Source organism: Candidatus Profftia tarda, from assembly GCF_904848675.1.
Lineage (GTDB): Bacteria > Pseudomonadota > Gammaproteobacteria > Enterobacterales > Enterobacteriaceae > Profftia > Profftia tarda.
This window is the reverse complement of the sequence record NZ_LR890047.1, coordinates 335532-357847: the sequence shown is the minus strand read 5'-3', so window position 1 is coordinate 357847 and position 22316 is coordinate 335532. Positions and strand designations below refer to the sequence as shown.

Here is a 22316-nt window from a genome sequence, read left to right as displayed (position 1 = left end):
AATGTTTTTCATCTATACTTTTTCTTCTTTAGTAATATTAAGAGGTTGCAATTTCTGCCTTGCTAAAGTGCGCGCCATATCCCCAATATTTCCTGCTCCCTGAATCAAAATTAGGTCATTATTTTTTAGAAATTGAGATAAAATTTCAGGCAAGACTGCAGCATTAGAGACCAATATTGTATGCAAATTACTGTGACGACGAATAGCACGACATAAAGAACGACTATCTGCTCCATGAATTGGTTTTTCACCAGCGGAGTAAACATCCAGGATTAACAAAAGATCTACCTGAGACAAGACATTTATGAAATCTTCATATAGGTCGTGAGTGCGTGTAAATCGATGTGGTTGAAACACCATGACAAGGCGACTATCTGGCCACCCAGCACGCACTGTTTTTATAGAGGAATCCACTTCGGTTGGATGATGACCATAGTCATCAATTAGAATAACTTTCCCTTCATTACCGTTTACATTACGCAGAAAGTATTCCCCAAGAAGATCAAATCGGCGCACGACACCTTGAAAATTCTCTAACGCACTTATTAGAAATTCATCAGCAATGTTTTCTTCTATCGCAACAGAAACTGCTGCAGCTGCATTGAGAGCATTATGGCGACCAGGTACTTGTAAAGTTATTGGCAAACTACGCTTACCGTGACTACAAATTGATAAAATTCCTTGGGTACCATTTTGTTGATACGATTCAATACGCACATCCGCATCTTTACTAAAACCGTATGTAGTAATCTTGCGACCAATGCGCGATAGTAACTTGCGCACAACAGGATCATCAATACACATCACTGCACGACCATAAAATGGTAGGTTATGTAGGAACTTAATAAAATTATGCTGCAGATTATTAAAATCACCATAATACGTACCTATGTGATCAGATTCAATATTCGTGACAACAGCTACTATTGGTTGCAAATGCAGGAAAGATGCATCACTTTCATCTGCTTCGACAATTAGGTAACGACCAAAACCTAAACGTGCATTAGTACCAGCTGATTTTAAGATCCCTCCGTTAACAACAGTTGGATCTAAACCTGCTGCAGAATAAATGCTAGCAATCATAGCTGTAGTTGTAGTTTTACCGTGAGTCCCTGCAATAGCTATACCATGTCGAAAACGCATCAGTTCGGCAAGTATTTTGGCACGGCAAATAACAGGAATGCGCAATTCACGAGCTGCAATAATTTCTGGGTTATCTGCAGAAATAGCACTTGACACTACTACTACGCTAGCATCTTTGGCGTTTTCTGGATTATGCTGGAAATAAATTTTTACTCCCAGAGCAGTTAGACGATTAGTTACTGAATTTGGCTCTAAATCAGAACCGCTAATTTTATAACCTTCTTTGAATAAAACTTCTGCAATGCCTCCCATCCCAGCACCGCCGATGCCAACAAAGTAAATATGCCGGACACAATTCATCTTAGGCAGCGTGATTCGCATTTTTGATGCTTGTTCAATGTGTACGTTCTTATTCACTATATTTAACTCTATTATTTTATTAGAGGTAATATTAAATATGCTGCCGCGAAGCAGTACTTGTATTAGCAACTTCGCAAATCACAGCAGCTACTCGTTCAGTAGAACCTTCAATTGCTAAAGATCGAGCTTTCTCTGCCATTTCTAATAGTGTTTGACGATTCCACCCTGATAGAGTGGATATAACTGAATCTACGTTAAACTTTGACTGTTCTATGATTTTTGCAGCCCCTACTCGCTCTAGTGGCAAAGCATTCCAATACTGCTGGCGATCTTGATGCATAAACGGTACAAAGAGAGCTGGTAGACCAACAGCGGCAATTTCACTTACAGTGAGAGCTCCTGATCGACATACTACTAAGTCAGCCCATTCATAAGCAGCAGATATATCATCAATAAACTCGCTTAATTTATGATATCTCTGACCTGATTTATCATAATATGATAAGACTTTTGGTAAAGCGCCACATCCTACCTGATGCCATAATGTAATTTTATTACCTAACTTTTCAGCTACTTTCGGCATTATCTGATTTAGAATATCCGCCCCCTGACTACCGCCTAAAATCAGAATGCGCATTGGCCCTGCACGCCCTGCTAAACGTTGCTGCGGGGTACGTATATAAAATAAATTGTCACGTAGAGGATTACCAACACAAGAAGCACTAGAAAATGTGCTTGGGAAACCCTGCAACACGCGCTTAGCAAGATTTGCTAACAAAAGATTAGTAAAACCAGGAACCATATTTTGTTCATGAAGTACTATTGGAATTCCAGATAGCCAGGCGGCGATGCCGCCGGGCCCGGAAACATATCCACCCATCCCTAAGACAACATCTGGCTGATAGGATTGTATAATTAACTTAGCTTGTTTCACCGCCCTTAAGGTTTTAATAGGGATCTTTAGATGAGCTTTAAAACCTTTACCCCGAAATCCTGATACTTGGATAAAATCAATTTCTATCCCATTTTTTGGCACTAAATGTGCCTCCATACGATCAGCAGTACCCAACCATCGCACTTGCCATCCTTTAGCCTGTAAACAATGCGCTACAGCCAGGCCGGGGAAAACATGTCCACCAGTTCCGCCAGCCATAACCATAAGACGTTTATTTTTTTTGCAATCAATTTTACTGCTCACCGGGAACCTCTGACAACTGCCTGAGCTCTTTCCATACGAGTTTCGTAATCAATACGCAACAGTAATACCAGAGAGGTAGATACAATCAGCAAACTAGATCCACCATAACTAATTAACGGCAATGTTAGACCCTTTGTTGGAAATATGCCTATAGCAACTCCGATATTTACCATTGCCTGAATACTAAACCAAATACCGATAGCACAAGCTAAAAAACCAGAAAAACGCTGATCAACTTCTAGGGCACGACGCCCAATAGACATAGCACGAAAGGATACCGAGAATACCATTAACAAAACTATTACAACCCCAAAATACCCAAGTTCCTCACCTAAAATAGAAAAAATAAAATCAGTATGAGCTTCAGGCAAATATTCTAATTTTTGGACTGAGTTTCCTAATCCTTGTCCCCAGAATTCACCGCGACCAAAAGCCATAAGAGATTGGGTAAGCTGATAGCCACTACCGAATGGATCTGACCACGGGTTCCAGAAAGATATCACACGCCGTATGCGATAAGGCTCAGCAATGATCAAAAGGACTACGGAAAAAAAACCAGAACCAATAATAGCCATGAACTGCCATATTTTCGCACCAGCTACAAAAAGCAACCCTAGTGTAGTTATGAACAGTATTACAACTGTACCTAAGTCAGGCTGTGCTAATAACATTACTGCTAAAACAACCATGACGCCCATTGGTTTACAGAAACCCCAGAAATTAGAACGTACTTCCTCAACTTTACGCACGATATAGCTAGATAAATAGCAAAATAACGCTAACTTAGATATCTCAGAAGGTTGAATACTTATTGGACCAAAAGAAATCCAACGCAATGCACCATTTACTGAGCTTCCTGCTACTAATATTATCAATAGCATGGCGATCGATATCAATAAAAATGAATTAGCATAGCGCTGCCAAATTTTCATGGGTATACGCAAAGTAACCATGGCTAAAGAAAGAGCTAAGACCAGGTATACTGCATCTCGTTTTGCAAAAAGCAACGGATCCCCGGCCAAGCGTTGACCAATAGGCATTGAGGATGATGTTACCATGACAAAACCTATAGCGGCTAATCCAAGAGTTAACCAAAGTAATGTCCTATCATATAAAACAATGATCTCCTTATGTTTTCCAGAGATACCCGTTAGAGGTGCACGTAAATATCTTAGAATATCTAAATACTGGAATAATAAGTTTATACGAGGTAAATTAGATAGTATCGATCGCATTAACCAAGCTCCTTCGCTAATCGGATAAATTCATTACCGCGATGCTCAAAGTTTTTAAACTGGTCAAGACTAGAACATCCTGGAGAAAGAAGAACCATATCGCCCATTTTTACTCTACTGGCAATCATTATCATTCCCTTTTCCATAGTTATAGTATATTCAGAAATTTCTGGGCGTAGGGCAGCAAGTTGTTTACCATCTCGACCAAAACAGTATAAATGTATGTTCTTTCCTTGAAGATAATGTGTTAAAGAACTAAAATCAGCAGATTTACTATCACCGCCAAGCAGAAGATGCAACACACCATTAACATGAAAACTATTTAATGCAGCTATAGTGCCACCTAAATTTGTCGCCTTCGAGTCGTTAATCCAACGAACTCCATGATTATCAAAAACAAGCTCTAATCGATGCGATAGACTGGTAAAATTGATTAACGCTTGTACACTTGCAGAAAGAGGAATGCCTACAGTCTCAGATAAAGCTAATGCAGCTAAAGCGTTGGTGAAATTATGTTTTCCAATAATTGCCGTGTCATTAGTATTTAAGATATTTTTACCGCGCACATGCAGCCATATTCCATCTCGCTGAACATTTAAATGATAGTCACCTGCTTTGCTACCAAAACTTATGTTCCTATAATTGTTATTCGATATAGGGCGAGTTAATTCATCATCAGAATTTACGATACATACTTTAGCATTTTCATATATGCGCAGTTTGGCAGCACGATACTGGCCTAATCCTAGCGGATATCTATCCATGTGATCTGCGCTGACGTTCAGGATTGTAGCTGCTGTAGCATGCAGGCTATTTGTGGTTTCAAGTTGAAAGCTAGAAAGTTCAAGTACATAAATATCATGCTCTTGCTGCAGCAATGTTAAAGCAGGGGTTCCGATATTGCCTCCTGTACCAACGTTCCAACCTGCATATTCCGCCATTCGGCTAACCATAGTTGTAACGGTGCTTTTTCCAGATGACCCAGTAATAGCAACGATTGGTGTCTGCGATTCACGACAAAACAGTTCAATATCACCAATAATTTCCACGCCTTTTTTAGCAGCTTCAATCAATTCGGGAGACGATACTGCAATGCTAGGGCTAACAACTATCAGGTCAGCATTTAGCAACCAATCTTGATTCATACTTCCCAGATGGCACTCAATATTTTTTGGCAGTTTGCATAATCCTGACCAAGAGACACGTGTATCAATTATACGCGGAGTCACTCCTAAAGACCTAAAGAAATCTATACATGATAAACCAGTAAGTCCTAGACCAATGATAACGATTTTCTTGCCCTTATAGTCGATCATATTAACCGTACCTTAATATTGCCAAGCTGATTAGAACTAGCGTAAATGCTATAATCCAAAAGCGCACGATAATACGAGGTTCTGGCCAACCCTTCAATTCATAGTGATGATGGATTGGCGCCATAAGGAAAATCCTCCTCCTACGCAGCTTAAAACTGCTCACTTGCAAAATAACTGATAATGCTTCTATAACGAATATACCGCCCATAATTACTAGCAGACATTCCTGACGCAATAAGACTGCAATAGTCCCCAAAGCACCACCTATAGCTAGAGAGCCAACATCCCCCATGAATACTTGAGCGGGATAAGTATTAAACCACAAGAATCCAAGCCCTGCTCCCACAATGGCAGAACAAAAAATAACTAACTCACCTGCATACAGCAAATAAGGAATATGAAAGTATGCAGCAAGATGTGGATTACTAGATGACCAAGCCAAGAATCCCATGCCAGCCGCTACAAGTACCGCAGGCATCACAGCCAATCCATCTAAGCCATCTGTTAGATTAACAGCATTACTAGTACCGACAATAACTAAATAGCTTAACGGAATATATAAAATGCCCAGCTGAGGCATCAAGTCTTTAAAAAATAGTACAACTAGAACAGTCGCTGGGGTATCTTTACCTATCGTATACATGGTCAATGAAATTACTAGAGCAATTATTGACTGCCAGAAATATTTCCATCGAGCAATTAGGCCCTGAGAATTTTTTTGTAGCACTTTACGATAATCATCAAAAAAACCTACAATACCATAACTAAGCATGACAAAGAGAGCACACCAGATATATGGGTTACATGGAGATGACCACATCAATACTGAAATGATAATAGATATGAGGATAATGATACCACCCATTGTCGGAGTTCCTTGTTTCCTAAAATGAGACCTAGGACCGTCCTGACGAATAATTTGTTTAAAAGACATGTTTTGAAGTAGAGCAATAATTCTAGGACCTATCCACAACGCCAAGCATAGAGCAGTGAGTAAGCAAGAAATTGCACGAAACATCAGAAAAGAAAAGATGTTAAATACGGAATAATACTTGACTAAGTATTTAGACAGACAGAATAACATCATTGATTCTCCTGAATATCCTACACAGATAAAGCATGCACTACCTGCTCCATAGCAGAACCTCTTGAACCCTTCACTAGCACAGTGATTGTTGAATGTTCAGATAATATGTTTTTTAGTCTTTGAACCAAAGATTTTTTATCTGTAAAATGTTCACCACAACCACTAGCCTCACTAATAATATAGCTTAATCCACCAACACTCAGAACTTTATTAACTCCAACTTCTCGGAAAGCAATGCCCACCTGACGGTGATATTCTGCTTCCTCAGTCCCTAATTCCTCCATATATCCAACTACCATAACTCGATAACCTGGCTTAGAGCTCAAAACGTGAGCAGCAGCAATCATAGATCCTACGTTAGCATTGTAGGTATCATCTAGTATTAATTGTTGTTTATTTAAACTAATCGGGAACAAACGACCGGGAATAGCTTTTAACTCATTAAGTCCCTTCTGTATATTTTCTAGAGTTGCACCAACAGATATAGCTAGAGCACTAGCAGCTAAAACGTTTGCTATATTATGATAGCCTGGTAATAGTAGGGCTACTGAAATTGTTCCGAATGGAGTATGTAGTTTAAATTCGGTAACTTCCTGCGTTACTCGAACTCCAGTTGCAAAGAAATCAACCTCTTTACCTTCATTTAATGAGAAACGCCATACGCGCTGAGCGGCAATTTTTTCTTTCCAGTTTGACCAGTCATTACTATCAGCGTTTATAATGGCTGTTCCGTTTAATGCCAAGCCATCAAATATTTCTCCTTTAGCCTTAGCAACTCCTGCCAAAGAACCAAAACCCTCCAGATGAGCAGCTGCTATATTATTTATCAGCACACTTTCAGGTTTCACTAGATTGCTTGTATAAGAAATTTCTCCTATATGGTTAGCACCAAGTTCCAGCACAGCAAATTTATGTTCTGGCTTAAGCAGTAATAGCGTTAAAGATACTCCGATATTATTATTAAAATTACCTGTAGTATGCAGCACATTACCGCAATATTGTAGGATTGAAGCGGTAATTTCTTTAACCAAAGTTTTACCTGAAGATCCTGTCAGAGCAATAATACGTGCTGAAACTTGCTGACGTGACCATGACGCAAGTAAACATAAAGCAATTCTAGTATCGGCCACTAGAATTTGCGGCACAGAAATGGGTAAATATTTACTTACCAATAAAGTATTCGCACCTTTTTGTATAGCATCAACAGCAAAATCGTGAGCATCAAATCTTTTTCCTTTTAAGGCAATAAACATACAATTACTTGTAATTTTTCGTGTATCTATTACGACATCTCTAACCTGAATATCCGTTCCAATCAATTTTCCATGTACAACTTGCGCTATAATTTCTAAGGAAATAGGGAACATTCTGCTCCCCTTAACAATAGCGAAACGGTATCGCGATCAGAACAATACAGCTCAGAATTACCAATTAATTGATAATTTTCATGACCTTTACCTGCAATTAAAATAACATCAGCCTGCTTAGCTTGCTTAATTGCATAGGTCACAGCTTCACTGCGATCTGAAATTTTTTGGACATGCTTAGTATCAACAATACCATTTAGGATATCATCCATTATACCTTTTGGATTTTCTTTGCGAGGATTATCATCAGTTATCACGACTCGATCTGCATATTGCTCAGCAACACTACCCATGATTGAACGCTTTCCTTGATCACGATTGCCCCCACAACCAAATATGCACCAAAGCTGCCCTTTGCACTGCAAACGAGCAGCTTGGAGTGCTTCATGAAGCGCATCAGGGGTATGAGCATAATCTACAAAAACGGTTGGTTTACCTGGCGCATTAAAAGACTCCATACGGCCAAATATTGGCCGTAGTTGAATTGATGTTTTGCATAGCTCATTTAATGGATATCCTAGAGCTAGCATAGTTGCTACAGCCAAGAGTAAATTGCTAACGTTAAATGATCCTATCAAGCGGCTTTTGAGTACTCCTTTGCCCCACGAGGAGTTAAAGAATATATTTGCAAATCCTTCTTGATGCTCTACTGCAGTTAATGAAACCAAACGCCGAGAGAAGTTTTTCTGAAGATGTTTTTTCATAGTAACGGCGATCGCATTAGGTAATTTAGACAACCAATCATAGCCGAGTTTATCATCAGCATTAATAATCATTTCACCACTGTCATGAGTTGAGAATAGTAACCATTTGATCTGTGCGTATTGATGCATATTGCCATGATAATCTAGGTGATCACGACTAAGATTAGTAAATACAGACGCAGCAAATGGCAGTGCGGCGACGCGATTTTGTGCTAGAGCATGTGAGGAAACTTCCATAGCCGTCAGAGTTGCACCTTTAGACAAAAAGCTATTCAAAAGAAATTGCACATCAACAGCTGAACATGTAGTGTTTGCGCTTGGGATTACTTTTCCTAAAACACCATTTCCTATCGTTCCCATAACTGCACTAGTCTCACCTAATAATACCCCCCACTGCGCTATTAATTGAGTGACGGTGGTTTTGCCATTAGTACCAGTTACAGCGATTAAATACAAATGAGCGGCCGGATGATTATAAAATATCCCCGCTATCCTAGAAAGATGCTTCTTTATTTCATGGAGATAAACTATAGGGATTCCATCCCTTTGAATAATAGTCTGAACGCCTAATTTTTCATATGATTCCGCAATCACTGCGGCTACTCCTTGATGTATAGCTTGCGGAATATAAAAACGGGCATCTATCGTATGTCCAACAACTGCCATAAACAGATCACCTGCGGAAACAAGTCTACTATCCGATGTCATTTCTCGCAAAAATAGATCCGGTACATCTACACCCCAAGGAGCTAAAAGAGCACGTAAATTACGATTTAGCACCTAACTATCCCCTTTTATTATTGATTAATGACCTTGTATTAACTGATATCAAAGCATCTGGTTTAATGTTCATAGTACGTAAAGCGCCGTCCATGATCGCTCCAAAGATCGGAGCAGATACAGCACCACCATAATACTGACCCGCCCGCGGATTATTGATTATTACTACTAAAGAAAAGCGAGGATTACTAGCAGGCGCTATGCCAGCAGTGTAAGCAATATATTTATCAATGTAATGACCATCAGATCCTACTGTCTTAGCTGTACCAGTCTTGATAGCAATACGATAACTTTTTATTGCAGCTTTGCTACCTCCACCGCCAGGCAATGCAACGCTTTCCATCATATGTACAACTATACGCGCTATTGATTCTGGAAATACACGTTTACCTAAAACCGGCTCATTAACGGTAGTTATCGACAACGGACGATATATGCCTAAACTACCAATAGTTGCATAGACACGTGCTAACTGTAATGGTGTTACCATAAGACCATACCCAAAAGAAAAAGTAGCTCTCTCTATGTCAGACCAACGCTGTTTTGTAGGGTAAATGCCGCTGTTTTCTCCGACCAGACCCAAGTTGGTTGCTTTTCCTAATCCAAAGTGTGAGTAAGTCTCCACTAGCGCAGAAGAAGGCATAGCTAATGCCAGCTTTGATACACCAACGTTACTAGATTTCTGCAAAATACCCGTTATAGAAAGTTCTTTGTAACGAGAAACATCTTTAATCTGATGCCCGTTAATAAAATAAGGTTGAGTATTGATTATACTATTTTCTTTTACCAAATTACGCTGTAGAGCAGTCATTATCACCATAGGCTTCACCGTTGATCCCGGCTCAAACATGTCAGTAATAGCTCGGTTACGCATGGCACGTTTTGGAGTATTTGATAAATTATTTGGATTATACGAAGGAATATTAGCCATCGCCAAGACTTCACCAGTATTCACGTCAACTAAAACTGCACTACCTGAGTCGGCTTTATTAAGAGCAACGGCATGTTTTAGTTTACAATAAACCAATAATTGTAATCGCTCGTCAATGCTGAGTATAAGGTTATGTGCAGCCTCGCTTTCTGTAGATGAAACATCTTCAATAACGCGTCCGAAACGATCTTTACGAAAAGTACGTTGACCCGCGTGGCCAGCTAGCCAATTATCAAAACTTTTTTCTACTCCTTCAATTCCTTGGCTATCAATATTGGTAATTCCGATAACATGAGCAGTAACCTGACCTGCAGGGTAATAACGGCGAGATTCTCGCTGTTGAAAAATTCCAGATATTTTTAGCTTATGTATATAAGCGGCTATTAAAGGGTTAACTTGACGGGCTAAATAAACAAAACGCCCTTTTGGATTAGCATTAATGCGCGCTGCTATTTTATCTAACGACATTTCTAGAGCATCGGCTAAAGCTTTCCATCGGGTATCTAAATTAACTCCACCGCATTCATGTACTACCTTAGGATCCGCCCAAATGGCGTTTACTGGTACACTTACTGCAAGTGGGCGCCCCATACGATCACTAATCATACCGCGAGAAGCGAGGATACGCTGGGTTCGTAATGAACGTGCATCACCTTCGCGCACTAAAAGCTTTGGGTTAATAATCTGTAGATAAGTAACACGTCCTAATAAACCTATTAATCCAAGAAATATGCAAACGGAGATTAATGCAAAACGCCAGCTAATAAAACTGGCCTGAGCTTTATGAGGTTTGAACTTGCAGATGGTAACTGCTTTCATTAATTATATCTTTAATAACGTCCAAAATTGTCTTTTAACAACATAATCCAATTAAATCATCTATTGTTGAACCAAGATCTTCTCTTTGGTTGGATCTACATAATCCATGTTTAACTTCTGTTTTGCAATCTGCTCTAGACGTTTATGATCTGCTAACGCATTATCTTCTAGAATCAAGTTGCGCCATTCAGTATCCAGAGCATCATGCTCGTGTGCTAACTTCTCACGCTGAGCAGTTAGCACACGAGTTTTATAAGTTATCATAACGACACAAATAGCTGAAATTAATAGAATAATAAAAAGAAATAGAGGCATTTTGCAGTGACTGAGGATATCTCTTCTTATTAAGGTAACCAGCGTATAGCGCTTATTAGTATTCATTAAACTATTCTTTCAGCAGTTCGAAGAATTGCACTCCGTGCTCGTGGGTTCCTGACTACTTCAGCACTACTAGCTTTTATTTTGCATACTCTTTTCAATTTCTGATGAAAATAGCTACGAAGCTGCAATTCGGTTAAAGGAATACCAGCGGGTAGTTGAAAACCACAGCTATGATTATGAATGAATTTCTTAACAATGCGATCTTCTAGAGAATGAAAGCTTATAACAGATAGACGACCTTTAGGGGCAAGAATTTCCAATGAGCTATTCAATGCCTTTTGAAGCTCCTCTAACTCTTTGTTAATGTAGATGCGTATAGCCTGAAAAGTACGTGTTGCAGGGTGTTTATGCTTTTCGCGAAACGGAATAGCATTAGCGACCAGAGTTGCAAGTTGATTTGTGCGTGTTATTGGCGCAAGTCTGTTTTGCTGAATAATAGCGCGAGCAATGCGTTTAGCAAATCGTTCTTCACCGAAGGTCTTTAGTACCCAACTAATCTCTTCTTCTGATTTCATCAGCAACTCGGCAGCAAATAATCCACACGTCTGGTCCATACGCATATCCAGTGGTCCATCTCGCATAAAGGAAAAACCACGTGCATTATCCTCAAGTTGTGTTGTGGAGACACCCAGGTCAAATAAAATGCCATTTATTTGACCTGCCAGACCTAATGATCTGGCATAGGTCTCTATATTAGAAAATACTCCATGAATGCTAGAAAATCGTGGGTCCATTATTTCTGATGCAACTTCAATAGCTTGAGGGTCACGATCAATAGCAAATACTTTGCCTTTTGGCCCCAAGTGCGATAACAGTAAACGTGAATGACCGCCACCACCAAAAGTGCCATCTATATAAATGCCATCACTGCGTGGATTAAGGCAATTTATTGACTCATCTAGTAATACACTCTTATGTAGGTACTTTTTTTCTAGCATAGCTATAATGATTAATCCTTTAGCGGCTAAAATCAGATTTTTTATCTATTATATGATATTATCAAACATTATATTTATTACAATGTTCATACTCAATTTTTTAGAAACCTCTAATTAATTTCTCTAAATTTATACTGAAACAATATTATTGTATAATATTAATTATAGACTCTTCTATACGATACTAACTAATAATACTTTAAGGTAAGTAATACATAAAATCATTCCTAGAAAACTGAGAGAAATGTTATCGTCTTGCTTTTAACTCAGAGCACTATAATAGCATGTATGATTTAAAACCGTCATGTAAACTATTTACATCTTACTTGTATAGAGATAATCTCGATAATAGATATCAACTAATAATTATAATTTACAGCCAAATTTTATCAGTAATATCTCAAAATAAACTGTAATCCTTTATGTATTCTACATACATGTGAATTTTGTAAGATGATAAAATAATAAATTTCACAAAAGGTGGAAAAACTTGTCAAGACAGGGATACTTTAGTTTAGTACTATTTATTGGGCTATAATATTTATACGATGAATTTAAGATCCGCAAAGATCTTTTACCTCCGGATCAAAATTAAATACTAATAACTATTTAGCAATCTCCGACGATGTTCTTAAATCAACGCAATGTTACAAATCTAACTCTAATACCCATGAGAGTATCAAAACTTTTTAACAGCCGAAAAGAGGACAATATTATAAAGTATTTTGCCTGAAATAGGGGATGTCTAAGCTAATCAGTAAAATACTTTCTAATTTATTAGCAACCTCATGAATCAAGACTCTCGAAATCAAAGTTATAACTTAGATATTTTTCTTAGACATTCAATGAACCAGCTAAGTGCTTATAGAAAAGTTACTTGTTTATCGTTCTCATTATAGCAATTGCGGATTGCGGATACTGTTCAAGTATGCACATATTTGATATTTTCTAGAACTAGCGCATTTATTTTACAGAAGCTGTGAATCAGGCTATCTATCAGAAGAGATAACACGTAAATTTTATTGTATGCGTATTACCTTTATATAATTTATGATTATTGATTAATTAGCACCATATCAAAATATTTACAATAATTTTTCCAAATTTATGCATAATAGTTCCTATGAATGACATCATAATACCGTTTTATATATTATTATTTATAATAACAGTTAGGCTTAAGTTATTTATTAAGTAAGAAATAGGTATAATCTTCTAAGGGGATTAAAATACAGTAAAACCCTAAATAAACCTAATAGATCTTTCAACATACATTCCTGATAATCTGATGTATAAATGTTGAGACAGATAAATACATAGTAAAGCGGATAACTAGGACATCTAAATAATATTTACTTGAAATAATAAGTATCATCTTCAGTTAGTTGTACCATAAACATAAATAAGATAAATGCTCATAATCTTACCGAGTTTTATAGGATACGATACTACCTTATAGCGTCTTGATCAGAAGGAATATGTATACAGACTAATACAAAGTTATGATCTAAAAAATTTTTATTCAAACTTAATACCAATACTTTATGGGTAAAGCAGAATAAAGTATAAAATCTTACAATATGAAATTATATAAATCATAAACTTAGTGTTCCACATATGCCTTATAATCAAGTAATATGCATCTAGTTAAGAAAGAGAAGATAATATTATAAAGATAAGAATCTTGATATACATACTACTGTTATAAATCTTAAGTGACTTAGTAGTATTTTGGAAGTACTTTTGATTGAATATGATCGTGAATCATACTTACCTTGATTTAGTTAAGCTATATACCAGAATAGATTAATAGCGCGTAGGGTGTACCAGGTCATAAATAATATCCTAAATAATATTTAAAATATTTTTTATTTTGATCACATACATTAGATGTATCGCAAATTATGTTTCGAAACATATAATTATATAAAAATATTTTTATATCGCTAATAAAATATCATCTAAATACTTTAAAAATTTATTATTAAATTCCGATAAACAGATTAGGTCATCTTCCTTATCAAATTACTGGCTCTTTAAGATTTTCATATCAATTGAATTAATTATGCTCGTAACTCATAGAACGAGCAACATACTCTCTAAAATATGATTGTATTAGTGAGCTAGTTAGGTTTTCCGAAATGCTCAAAAATAATATCAGAGCAAGACCAAGTTCTTCTTCATAGGACTTTGGATAAGAATTGTCTAAGAAGTAAAAATATAAAACTGATATAAATATTTTATATATTTTAATGCATTTTTAAGAAAATACGACTAGATATATAAAATTGTTATGTGCAAATTTTTGCTCCAAAATAATATCAATAAATATATTTTATATAGACTAATCAAGAGATTTATAAAGATGAAAATGTATCTTATATATAGTAAGCTGTGATGTAAATTTATTATTTATATTTCAAGTTCAGGGATAAACTATGACAGCCTGGGTTAATATAATTATCAACAGATCAACAGAAGATAAGAAAAGTACCTAATAATATATATCCGAAATAAAGTAAATAGATCTAAGGAATAAATTAGGAGGTTATGAATAAAGTGTATTAATTAATAATAATTTATTATATCATTATTATCTGCCTCAATAATATATAATACTTCAAAGTTTAGTAATACAGTAAGTTTGATGATCGCATAAAACTAGAAGGATTTTCTAAAATAGATCCTATAGCATTATATTCAGTACATGACTTATAAAGAGCGGTTAATCAGATAATTAATAATCTGGGCAAGTGCCTATCTACGTTAGATCAAAATATTGCTAAAACCTGTGAATTGTTTTCACAAATATTCAAGATATATTTATCAATAAGATGAATAATAGTGACAGCAAAATAATATAATAAAACAGAAGAGAGGGGTGTCTAGCAAAAGCAGATGTTTTCCTATTCATCTGTGACTGCACTAAAATCAAGCATATATCATCCATCATCAGAATGATTAACTTCGGACTTTAAAAAGGCAGAAGATAATAACTAGTTTTTATTTTTTCGGAAGTCGATGGTTAAAAAATAAATATCTTTTGAATTAAACCTTAAAATATGATGCCAAATAAGATAATGCGCAATTAATTCAATAAAATCACATAAATCATATAGTTAAAAAATAATTAAATTAATTATAAACATAACGCATAATATTAATATATTTTGTTCTTTAAGATTAATTCATCGTCTCATATGAAGATCTAGGATAATGTATAAAATATGCTAATACATAAAAGCCTAGAATGTCACTGTTATTAAAAATAATATGTCTTCACTCTAAAAACTATCGCAGAAAATGCTATAAATAGACAAATTTAGTATATATCCATAGTGGAATTACTTTAACGACTTTCAAACGGTAATGATAACACATTTACTTAAGATGATCTAAGTGTGCAGCCTGAACAGCAGTAAGAGCAACGGTATATACTATATCGTTAACCCGTGCTCCGCGAGATAGGTCGTTTACTGGCTTACGCATACCTTGCAGCATCGGACCAATAGACAGTAAATCACCAGAATGCTGCACAGCTTTATATGTCGTATTACCCGTATTGAGGTCAGGGAAAATGCACACAGTGGCTTTGCCTGCCACTGGAGAATTAGGGGCTTTCAATTTAGCTACGTCTGCTATAATTGCCGCATCGTACTGCAGAGGACCATCGATAATAAGATCAGGACGTTTCATCTGAGCTAAACAAGTAGCTTGGCGAACCTTATCAACCTTAATCCCTGTACCAGAGTTACCAGTAGAGTAAGAAAGCATTGCAACATATGGTTTTATACCGAAGGAAGATGCAGAGTCTGCAGACTGGATTGCTATTTCAGATAATTGCTCAGCAGTTGGATCCGAATTGATCGCGCAATCTGCATAAACTAAGACCTGATCAGGCAATAACATAAAGAAGACAGAAGAAACTAGAGAAATACCTGGTGCAGTTTTAATAAGCTGCAAAGATGGTCTGATAGTATTTGCTGTAGTGTGAACTGCACCAGAAACTAAACCGTCTACTTCATTCTGTTCCAACATTAGAGTGCCCAGCACTACGTTATCTTTAAGCTGTTCACGAGCAATTATTTCGGTCATGCCTTTGCTTTTACGCAATTCAAGCAGACGATCTAAATACTTTTCTCTAATAGATTCAGGATCAATAATATAAATAGATTTACCAAGAACTACTCCCTGATCCTCAGCTACATGCTTAATCTTTTCTGGGATCCCTAGAAGAACACATTCTGCAATCCCGCGTTCAGAGCACATAACCGCAGCTTTCACAGTGCGCGGTTCATCACCTTCTGGTAATATAATACGTTTGCAGGCTTTACGTGCTAGATCAGTTAGGTTACAGCAGAAAGCAGCAGGTAATAAACGAAATGGAGATGTATATGTTAAAGTTAGCGAGTCAATCCACTTACTATTAATATGATTTGCAATGTGATTGCATATCTTTTCTGAGTGATTCTGATCATCTGTAGGGGCTGTAAGATTGAAACAGCGCTCTAGCATTAAAGAAGTCTCCCTGATGTTAGTGTCAACAACAAATACTGGTAAACCAGTATGTAATGCACTTTTACATAACTTAAAGGTACGGGAATCCATGTTAGAACTATCAGTTAGGAGGATTGATCCTATTTTTATACCGTTCATTGCAGCTAGACATGCAGCTACCAGAACGTCAGTACGGTCAGCAGAGGTGACCACTAAAGAGCCTTGGCGTAATTCATCTAATATATAAGGCATACTTCTTGCGCAAAAAATAATAGATTCGATTTGACGATTTTTTATATCTCCTGCATGAACAATACGTGCTTTCAAGTTATTAGCGATATCTATTGCTCGCAGAGGAAATAGTTCAGTATTCCATAAAAAAACCCCTAAAACGGGTACTGGACTATTTTCTAATAATTGTGCAACATCGGAGCTTACCAAGCTAGCTTCATTAAAATTAAGAGACATCTTAGATAGATTAGAGGTAGTATAAAGCTGATCATGAGTTATCATGTGCAGGATATTCATGATCACACCACTAATATTTCTGTTTTTGTCACCGCCAAATTTAGAACGAGCAAGTTCGATGCGTGCCACTATCTGAGAAGACGTCTCATTGCCTAAAGCCATAACAAACACGATTTCAGCATTCAGAATTTTTGAGATTTCATAATTTATTTTGTTAGCAAAATTCTGATTTTGATGAAATACTAAGCCTTCCACTAGAACGACTTCTGCATTTTTAGTTTTTTGGTGATAACCATATAGTATTTCTTCTATTAACAAGTCCTGTTGTTTAAGATTAAGCATGTTTTCATCGTTAAAATTACACAATGATGCTGCTGTAAGAATAGAAGGGTGATCTTGAAAAAGATTAGTAGTTTGTTTAAGAGAATTGGTCTGTATTAGTGATTCAGCTATTAGTTTGTAAAAACCTGGACGAATATTTTTCCTCTCTATAGAGCGTATGACGCCCAAGGTAATACTATTCAAATTAAAGCTAGCACTAGTGGGAATGAGCATAATTGTGCGTGACACGACAGCACCTCTTTAGAGTTAAAAACTAGCATAACTCATTTTATCTGAATAATCAGCGACATTTTGTATAATCTCTTAAAATATATTAATGTTAGCTATTATTACCCAACTGAATTAGTGAATTATACAAGCATAATCATTATTAATTTCATTATTTGATATTCACTTTAATAGGTTCTTAGTTAAAACAAGATGATATGTATCTTCTGCGATAATCCATTCTTCGTTGGTAGGAATGACAAGAGCTATAGGGCTACCATCTTTAGTAATAATACCTGATTCGCCATAACATGTTATAGAGTTTTGCTTATGATCAATTTTAAAACCCAGCAAAGAGAGTTTATTTAAAGTTAGTCGTCGTAATATTACTGAATTTTCACCAATACCTCCTGTAAATACAACAGCGTCTAGTCGACCTTCCATAAGCGTAGTATAAGCAGCAATATATTTGGCTAAGCGATGGCAAAATACGTCCATGCCACGTTTGGCATCAGTTCTTTTTTCGTAGTTCTCTTCAACGTAACGGAAGTCACTAGTGACTTCCGTTAATCCTAAAAGTCCAGATTCTTGGGTTAGCAGCCTCTTGATCCGTTCAATACTCATCCCTAATATATCATGCAAGTAAAATATAATAGATGGGTCAATATCTCCAGAACGAGTGCCCATAACAAGACCTTCTAAGGGAGTCATCCCCATAGAAGTGTCAACACATTTACCATTGCGAACTGCAGCTATAGAGTCACCGTTCCCTAAATGACAAGTGATTACATTGAGTTCTTCAAGGGGTTTATGCAGAATTTTCGCTGCTTCTTTGCTTACAAATAAATGGCTGGTACCGTGTGCACCGTAGCGACGTATGCCATATTTCTTGTATAAGTGATATGGCAAAGCATAAAGATAAGACTCTTGAGACATTGTGCTATGAAAAGAAGTATCAAATACAGCAACATTTCTATCTTTTAGGTTTGGAAAGTATTTGAATGATTCAGTAATACCCATTAAATGTGCAGTATTGTGTAGTGGTGCAAGAGGGATTGAGTTCTTAATACCTGCTATAACCTTCTCAGTAATCAGAGCTGACTTAGTAAAATCTGCGCCACCATGCACTATGCGGTGGCCTACACCTAAAAGAGATTTCGAGAGTTCATTATTTTGGGAAATAATAAAATTAAGAATAAAGTGAAATGCTTCATTATAGGATGCACCAGAACCTAGACTTTCTTTGTATTTAGCGCCGTTTATTCTCCATGTAATACGCGCCTTCGGCAGTTTAAAACACTCAGCTAATCCAGACAAATGCTTGTCGCCGTTAACTGCATTGATAATAGCAAATTTTACTGATGAACTACCACAGTTGAGAACTAATACCAAATTAGACATGTCACTACCTGCTTTATGCCTAGTTTAAAAATAATAATATATTAAAAATCGGAATAATATATGCTTAATATTCATTATCAGTGTCATATATCATCTGTTATTTTATTCACCTTTAATTCTTAATATTCTATTTAGTCAGAATGCATACTCATTAAAACTGAATGCAGTATGATAAATAGATATTTAAAAATAAATCTTTTATAACTATATTATCATGGATAATAGTATTCTTTTTTAAATTTTATATAACATATAGTGTCAGTCAATTAAAATATAAGCTTAAGAGATAAAATTTAATATAATAATTTATGAAAACTATTTTCTTCTCCAATAACGCAATAGTTATAATAATTAGTGCTTATGCTAAGAAATAACTCTAAATAAATATCAATCATAATATATACTATTTTATTTCTTATAAACATAGTTAACGCACTGCAATGTTTATACCAAATGAGGATATATCATAATTTATATTTTTGAAATACATAGAGACATATTTTCTCACAGGTCTGCCAATTAGTAATATTTTAATACAATTATTTCATAAAATATTACTCCCTGATGCATAATGCTTATGCAACTATGAACTATTTGATAATGATATTCAAAATAGAGGTTTAATGACGACTGCACTGAATTATTTTAATTTCTACAATTATGCAGATCTAAAAATTTTTTAGAAACTAACTAAAAATATTGACTATATCAATAGTAAGTTGATTAATCTAATGCAGAGTAATCTATCAAAAATTATTAGAATCTAGTCAGCAATAAGGATTGTTAAGATAAAAGCAATATATCATTTCTTGAAAAGTATTTTAGAAAAAAATCATAAAGCTAGAGAAAATGCTCAGTACTGCGTCCTAAGTTGAGATAAGACATAAGGTAAGTGAAATTTAGAGATTTTGAGTTAGTTGTTAGATTTAAACATAACTTTTTTACTTTTTGCCCGTCTCTATCATATTCAATTCTAATAAAATGTATATAATGTATCATTATCAAGTGATATTCATTATCATAAATTCTCTATAGAATATAATAATATACAATTATATATAATATCGAAACTTATCAATCAATACCCCGCAATACTACAAATCAAGTGATAGCATTAATCATACAACTCAAGAAATATTTATTAACAAAATGCAAACAACCATCCTTGACAGAAATTTTATAATAAAAAGCAAGAACACAAAAATCTCCAGGAAACAATCTAAAAAAAATAAATCTCATTTTTTTATATAGTAGAAATATTCTCCACAAAAGATTTGCATAACATATTAAAAGAGTGTGTTACTAAAATTTAATCGTTATGCATCTGATTTGTCACGAATAGTATATATAAAAGCCTAGTGGAGGAATTCATAGAAGATTTATTATAGACAGGATATTTATTTAGATTAGAAATTATCGATTAAGTACCTAATACCATCTGTTTACAAAATCTAGAAAAGATACTGTATAACCAGATCTAAAAAATAGAGTATGTGTTCCATGAGAGATATGATATATCTTTCTTACTAAGAATTATCTATTAATGCATAATATTTCTTAAATATATAAAATCTAGTAAATAGAATTAAATTCCCTACTTAAATCATGATATTTAACATATCTGAATCCTATAGAATTTTTTGCGGTAACCAAATAATATGAAAGCCATTACGACTTAGGTAAGTCTATTGAAAAATGGTGATTGAAATACAAATTACTAATTGACCAAGAATTAATATTTTGTTCATTAAATTATTGGGTATATAATCTGTATTATAAAATAATGAGTACTTGAGTATGTTTGTTGATAAATTAAGCACTATATTGTATAAATATTACGCTTACTCAAAATACGTCAATATAATATTTCTTTATTACACAATAACTATTTTAGTGTATAAATCTATCCTATGTAGTTTGTTAATATATAATTATGGAGCATAGCTTCGCTCCATAAACGATTAAATTCTCTTATATATTTTTCAGCAATATCTGGTCTATTACGCAAGTAAATCACATTTTCTGCGTTACGGGATACTGCACTCTGCGTATAGTTAAAAGATCCAGTTTCAACTGAATGACCATCAATAATTATAAATTTATTGTGCATAATTGCATACTTGTCATTTAGTTTTACTGGGATATGCTGATGAGCAAGATAGGTGATAGCAGTATATTTACCGCTGTTTAATCTTTTATCGGCAACAACCCGTATATTAACGCCTCTTTTTTGAGCATCAACTAGAGCTAATGCAATAGGCTTACTAGTAAAAGAATAAGCCGAAAGATCAATTGATATTTTAGCTTCATCTATTGCTGCAATAACTATCTTCTTTGCTGTTTGACCCGGCGAAAAACCTACTTCGATATCTTGTATGCTAGTACTTGCTAAAACGGGTTTTATGATCATTACAGAAAGAAAAAAAATCATAGTAGTTAATTTTAATAAATTACTCATTCTTGTATAATCCTTACTAAGTTACACGCATTCATATTCTTCTACCCCGTTAAAAAAGAGAGAAGAGTAAAGAAAAGAATATCGTAGTTAAGCATAAAATAATACGTAAACACATACAGTATAATACAAACACCATATAAATATTATATATGATATAATTTAATCAATAATTTACTTAACATATTTCCCTATAATATTGATTCTTGATATACAAACTCGCAAAAATTTATGTCATTTTATTTAATTGAGATGATGAATATAGATGGACACTTTAACATTACTCAAGATTTGTCATCCCGAAAATTATGACTTAATCTAGTGAATCAGAGTAATATGATAATTATTTGCTAAACTTCGTAAGTTTCGATTACATAATCATTTTCTCATTTCCTTATTTCTAACCCAAGATCTTATCATTATGTCTATTTTCTTAATTACATATCCTTGATTTAAAGCGCAGATCAATTTGCTTTTATAGATATATTGATCTATAACATGAATACTTATACTAATATAAGCAGATAATTTTTTATTTTAGGAGTTTTATTTATTGAATCTCAGAGCACATATGAGTTAGTGGTACTTCTGAGTAATTGACTGATATGGGTGATATATATATTTATAATTCTTAATAATAGTAAGATACAAATTATTAGGTATACCGTTTTTATCGAAATTGTTTATAGTGTCTGCGCAATCGAAAACATTATTGAAAAATTAATCTTTTAATGCTCATATCCTGTG

At 35.0% G+C, this 22316-nt stretch carries 13 protein-coding genes; all 13 read right to left on the bottom strand.

Annotated elements, in window-relative coordinates; translation table 11 throughout:
• Nucleotides 1-12: 12 nt before the first annotated feature.
• The 13 genes from murC to KTT71_RS00835 all read right to left on the bottom strand — a co-directional run bounded on the left by murC (nt 13) and on the right by KTT71_RS00835 (nt 21572).
• Complete coding sequence (gene murC / locus KTT71_RS00895; RefSeq protein WP_216782729.1) at nt 13-1464, bottom strand: UDP-N-acetylmuramate--L-alanine ligase; 1452 nt, start codon at nt 1462-1464, stop codon at nt 13-15.
• A gap of 70 nt (nt 1465-1534) precedes the next feature.
• The gene (gene murG / locus KTT71_RS00890; RefSeq protein WP_246543846.1) at nt 1535-2602 is read right to left on the bottom strand and encodes an undecaprenyldiphospho-muramoylpentapeptide beta-N-acetylglucosaminyltransferase; all 1068 of its coding nucleotides are present in this window, start codon (nt 2600-2602) and stop codon (nt 1535-1537) included.
• Between the two features lie 35 nt (nt 2603-2637).
• Nucleotides 2638-3867: a cell division protein FtsW gene (gene ftsW / locus KTT71_RS00885; RefSeq protein WP_246543845.1), complete on the bottom strand. Its 1230-nt coding sequence runs from the start codon at nt 3865-3867 to the stop codon at nt 2638-2640.
• Nucleotides 3868-3875: 8 nt separating this feature from the next.
• Complete coding sequence (murD, locus tag KTT71_RS00880) at nt 3876-5192, bottom strand: UDP-N-acetylmuramoyl-L-alanine--D-glutamate ligase (protein WP_216782604.1); 1317 nt, start codon at nt 5190-5192, stop codon at nt 3876-3878.
• Between the two features lies 1 nt (nt 5193).
• The gene (gene mraY / locus KTT71_RS00875; RefSeq protein ID WP_216782728.1) at nt 5194-6276 is read right to left on the bottom strand and encodes a phospho-N-acetylmuramoyl-pentapeptide-transferase; all 1083 of its coding nucleotides are present in this window, start codon (nt 6274-6276) and stop codon (nt 5194-5196) included.
• Nucleotides 6277-6296: 20 nt separating this feature from the next.
• Nucleotides 6297-7646 carry a UDP-N-acetylmuramoyl-tripeptide--D-alanyl-D-alanine ligase gene (gene murF / locus KTT71_RS00870; protein WP_216782603.1) on the bottom strand — a complete coding sequence of 450 codons (1350 nt, stop codon included), beginning with the start codon at nt 7644-7646 and terminating at the stop codon, nt 6297-6299.
• Nucleotides 7628-9130, bottom strand: coding sequence for a UDP-N-acetylmuramoyl-L-alanyl-D-glutamate--2,6-diaminopimelate ligase (gene murE, locus KTT71_RS00865; protein WP_216782602.1), 1503 nt, complete (start codon nt 9128-9130; stop codon nt 7628-7630). The genes murF and murE overlap by 19 nt, the downstream gene beginning before the upstream one ends.
• A 4-nt stretch (nt 9131-9134) precedes the next feature.
• Entirely contained in the window at nt 9135-10880 is a 1746-nt protein-coding gene (gene ftsI, locus KTT71_RS00860) for a peptidoglycan glycosyltransferase FtsI (RefSeq protein ID WP_216782601.1), read from the bottom strand.
• A gap of 60 nt (nt 10881-10940) precedes the next feature.
• On the bottom strand, nt 10941-11261 hold the full coding sequence (gene ftsL, locus KTT71_RS00855) for a cell division protein FtsL (protein ID WP_216782600.1): 321 nt from the start codon (nt 11259-11261) through the stop codon (nt 10941-10943).
• Nucleotides 11261-12199, bottom strand: coding sequence for a 16S rRNA (cytosine(1402)-N(4))-methyltransferase RsmH (gene rsmH, locus KTT71_RS00850; RefSeq protein ID WP_216782599.1), 939 nt, complete (start codon nt 12197-12199; stop codon nt 11261-11263). The genes ftsL and rsmH overlap by 1 nt, the downstream gene beginning before the upstream one ends.
• A gap of 3381 nt (nt 12200-15580) precedes the next feature.
• A complete protein-coding gene (gene pta, locus KTT71_RS00845) occupies nt 15581-17734 on the bottom strand; it encodes a phosphate acetyltransferase (protein WP_216782598.1) in 2154 nt (717 codons plus the stop codon).
• A gap of 162 nt (nt 17735-17896) precedes the next feature.
• Nucleotides 17897-19114 carry an acetate kinase gene (locus KTT71_RS00840; protein WP_216782597.1) on the bottom strand — a complete coding sequence of 406 codons (1218 nt, stop codon included), beginning with the start codon at nt 19112-19114 and terminating at the stop codon, nt 17897-17899.
• A 1903-nt stretch (nt 19115-21017) separates the two neighbouring features.
• The gene (locus KTT71_RS00835; protein ID WP_246543832.1) at nt 21018-21572 is read right to left on the bottom strand and encodes a phospholipase D family nuclease; all 555 of its coding nucleotides are present in this window, start codon (nt 21570-21572) and stop codon (nt 21018-21020) included.
• Between the last annotated feature and the right edge of the window lie 744 nt (nt 21573-22316).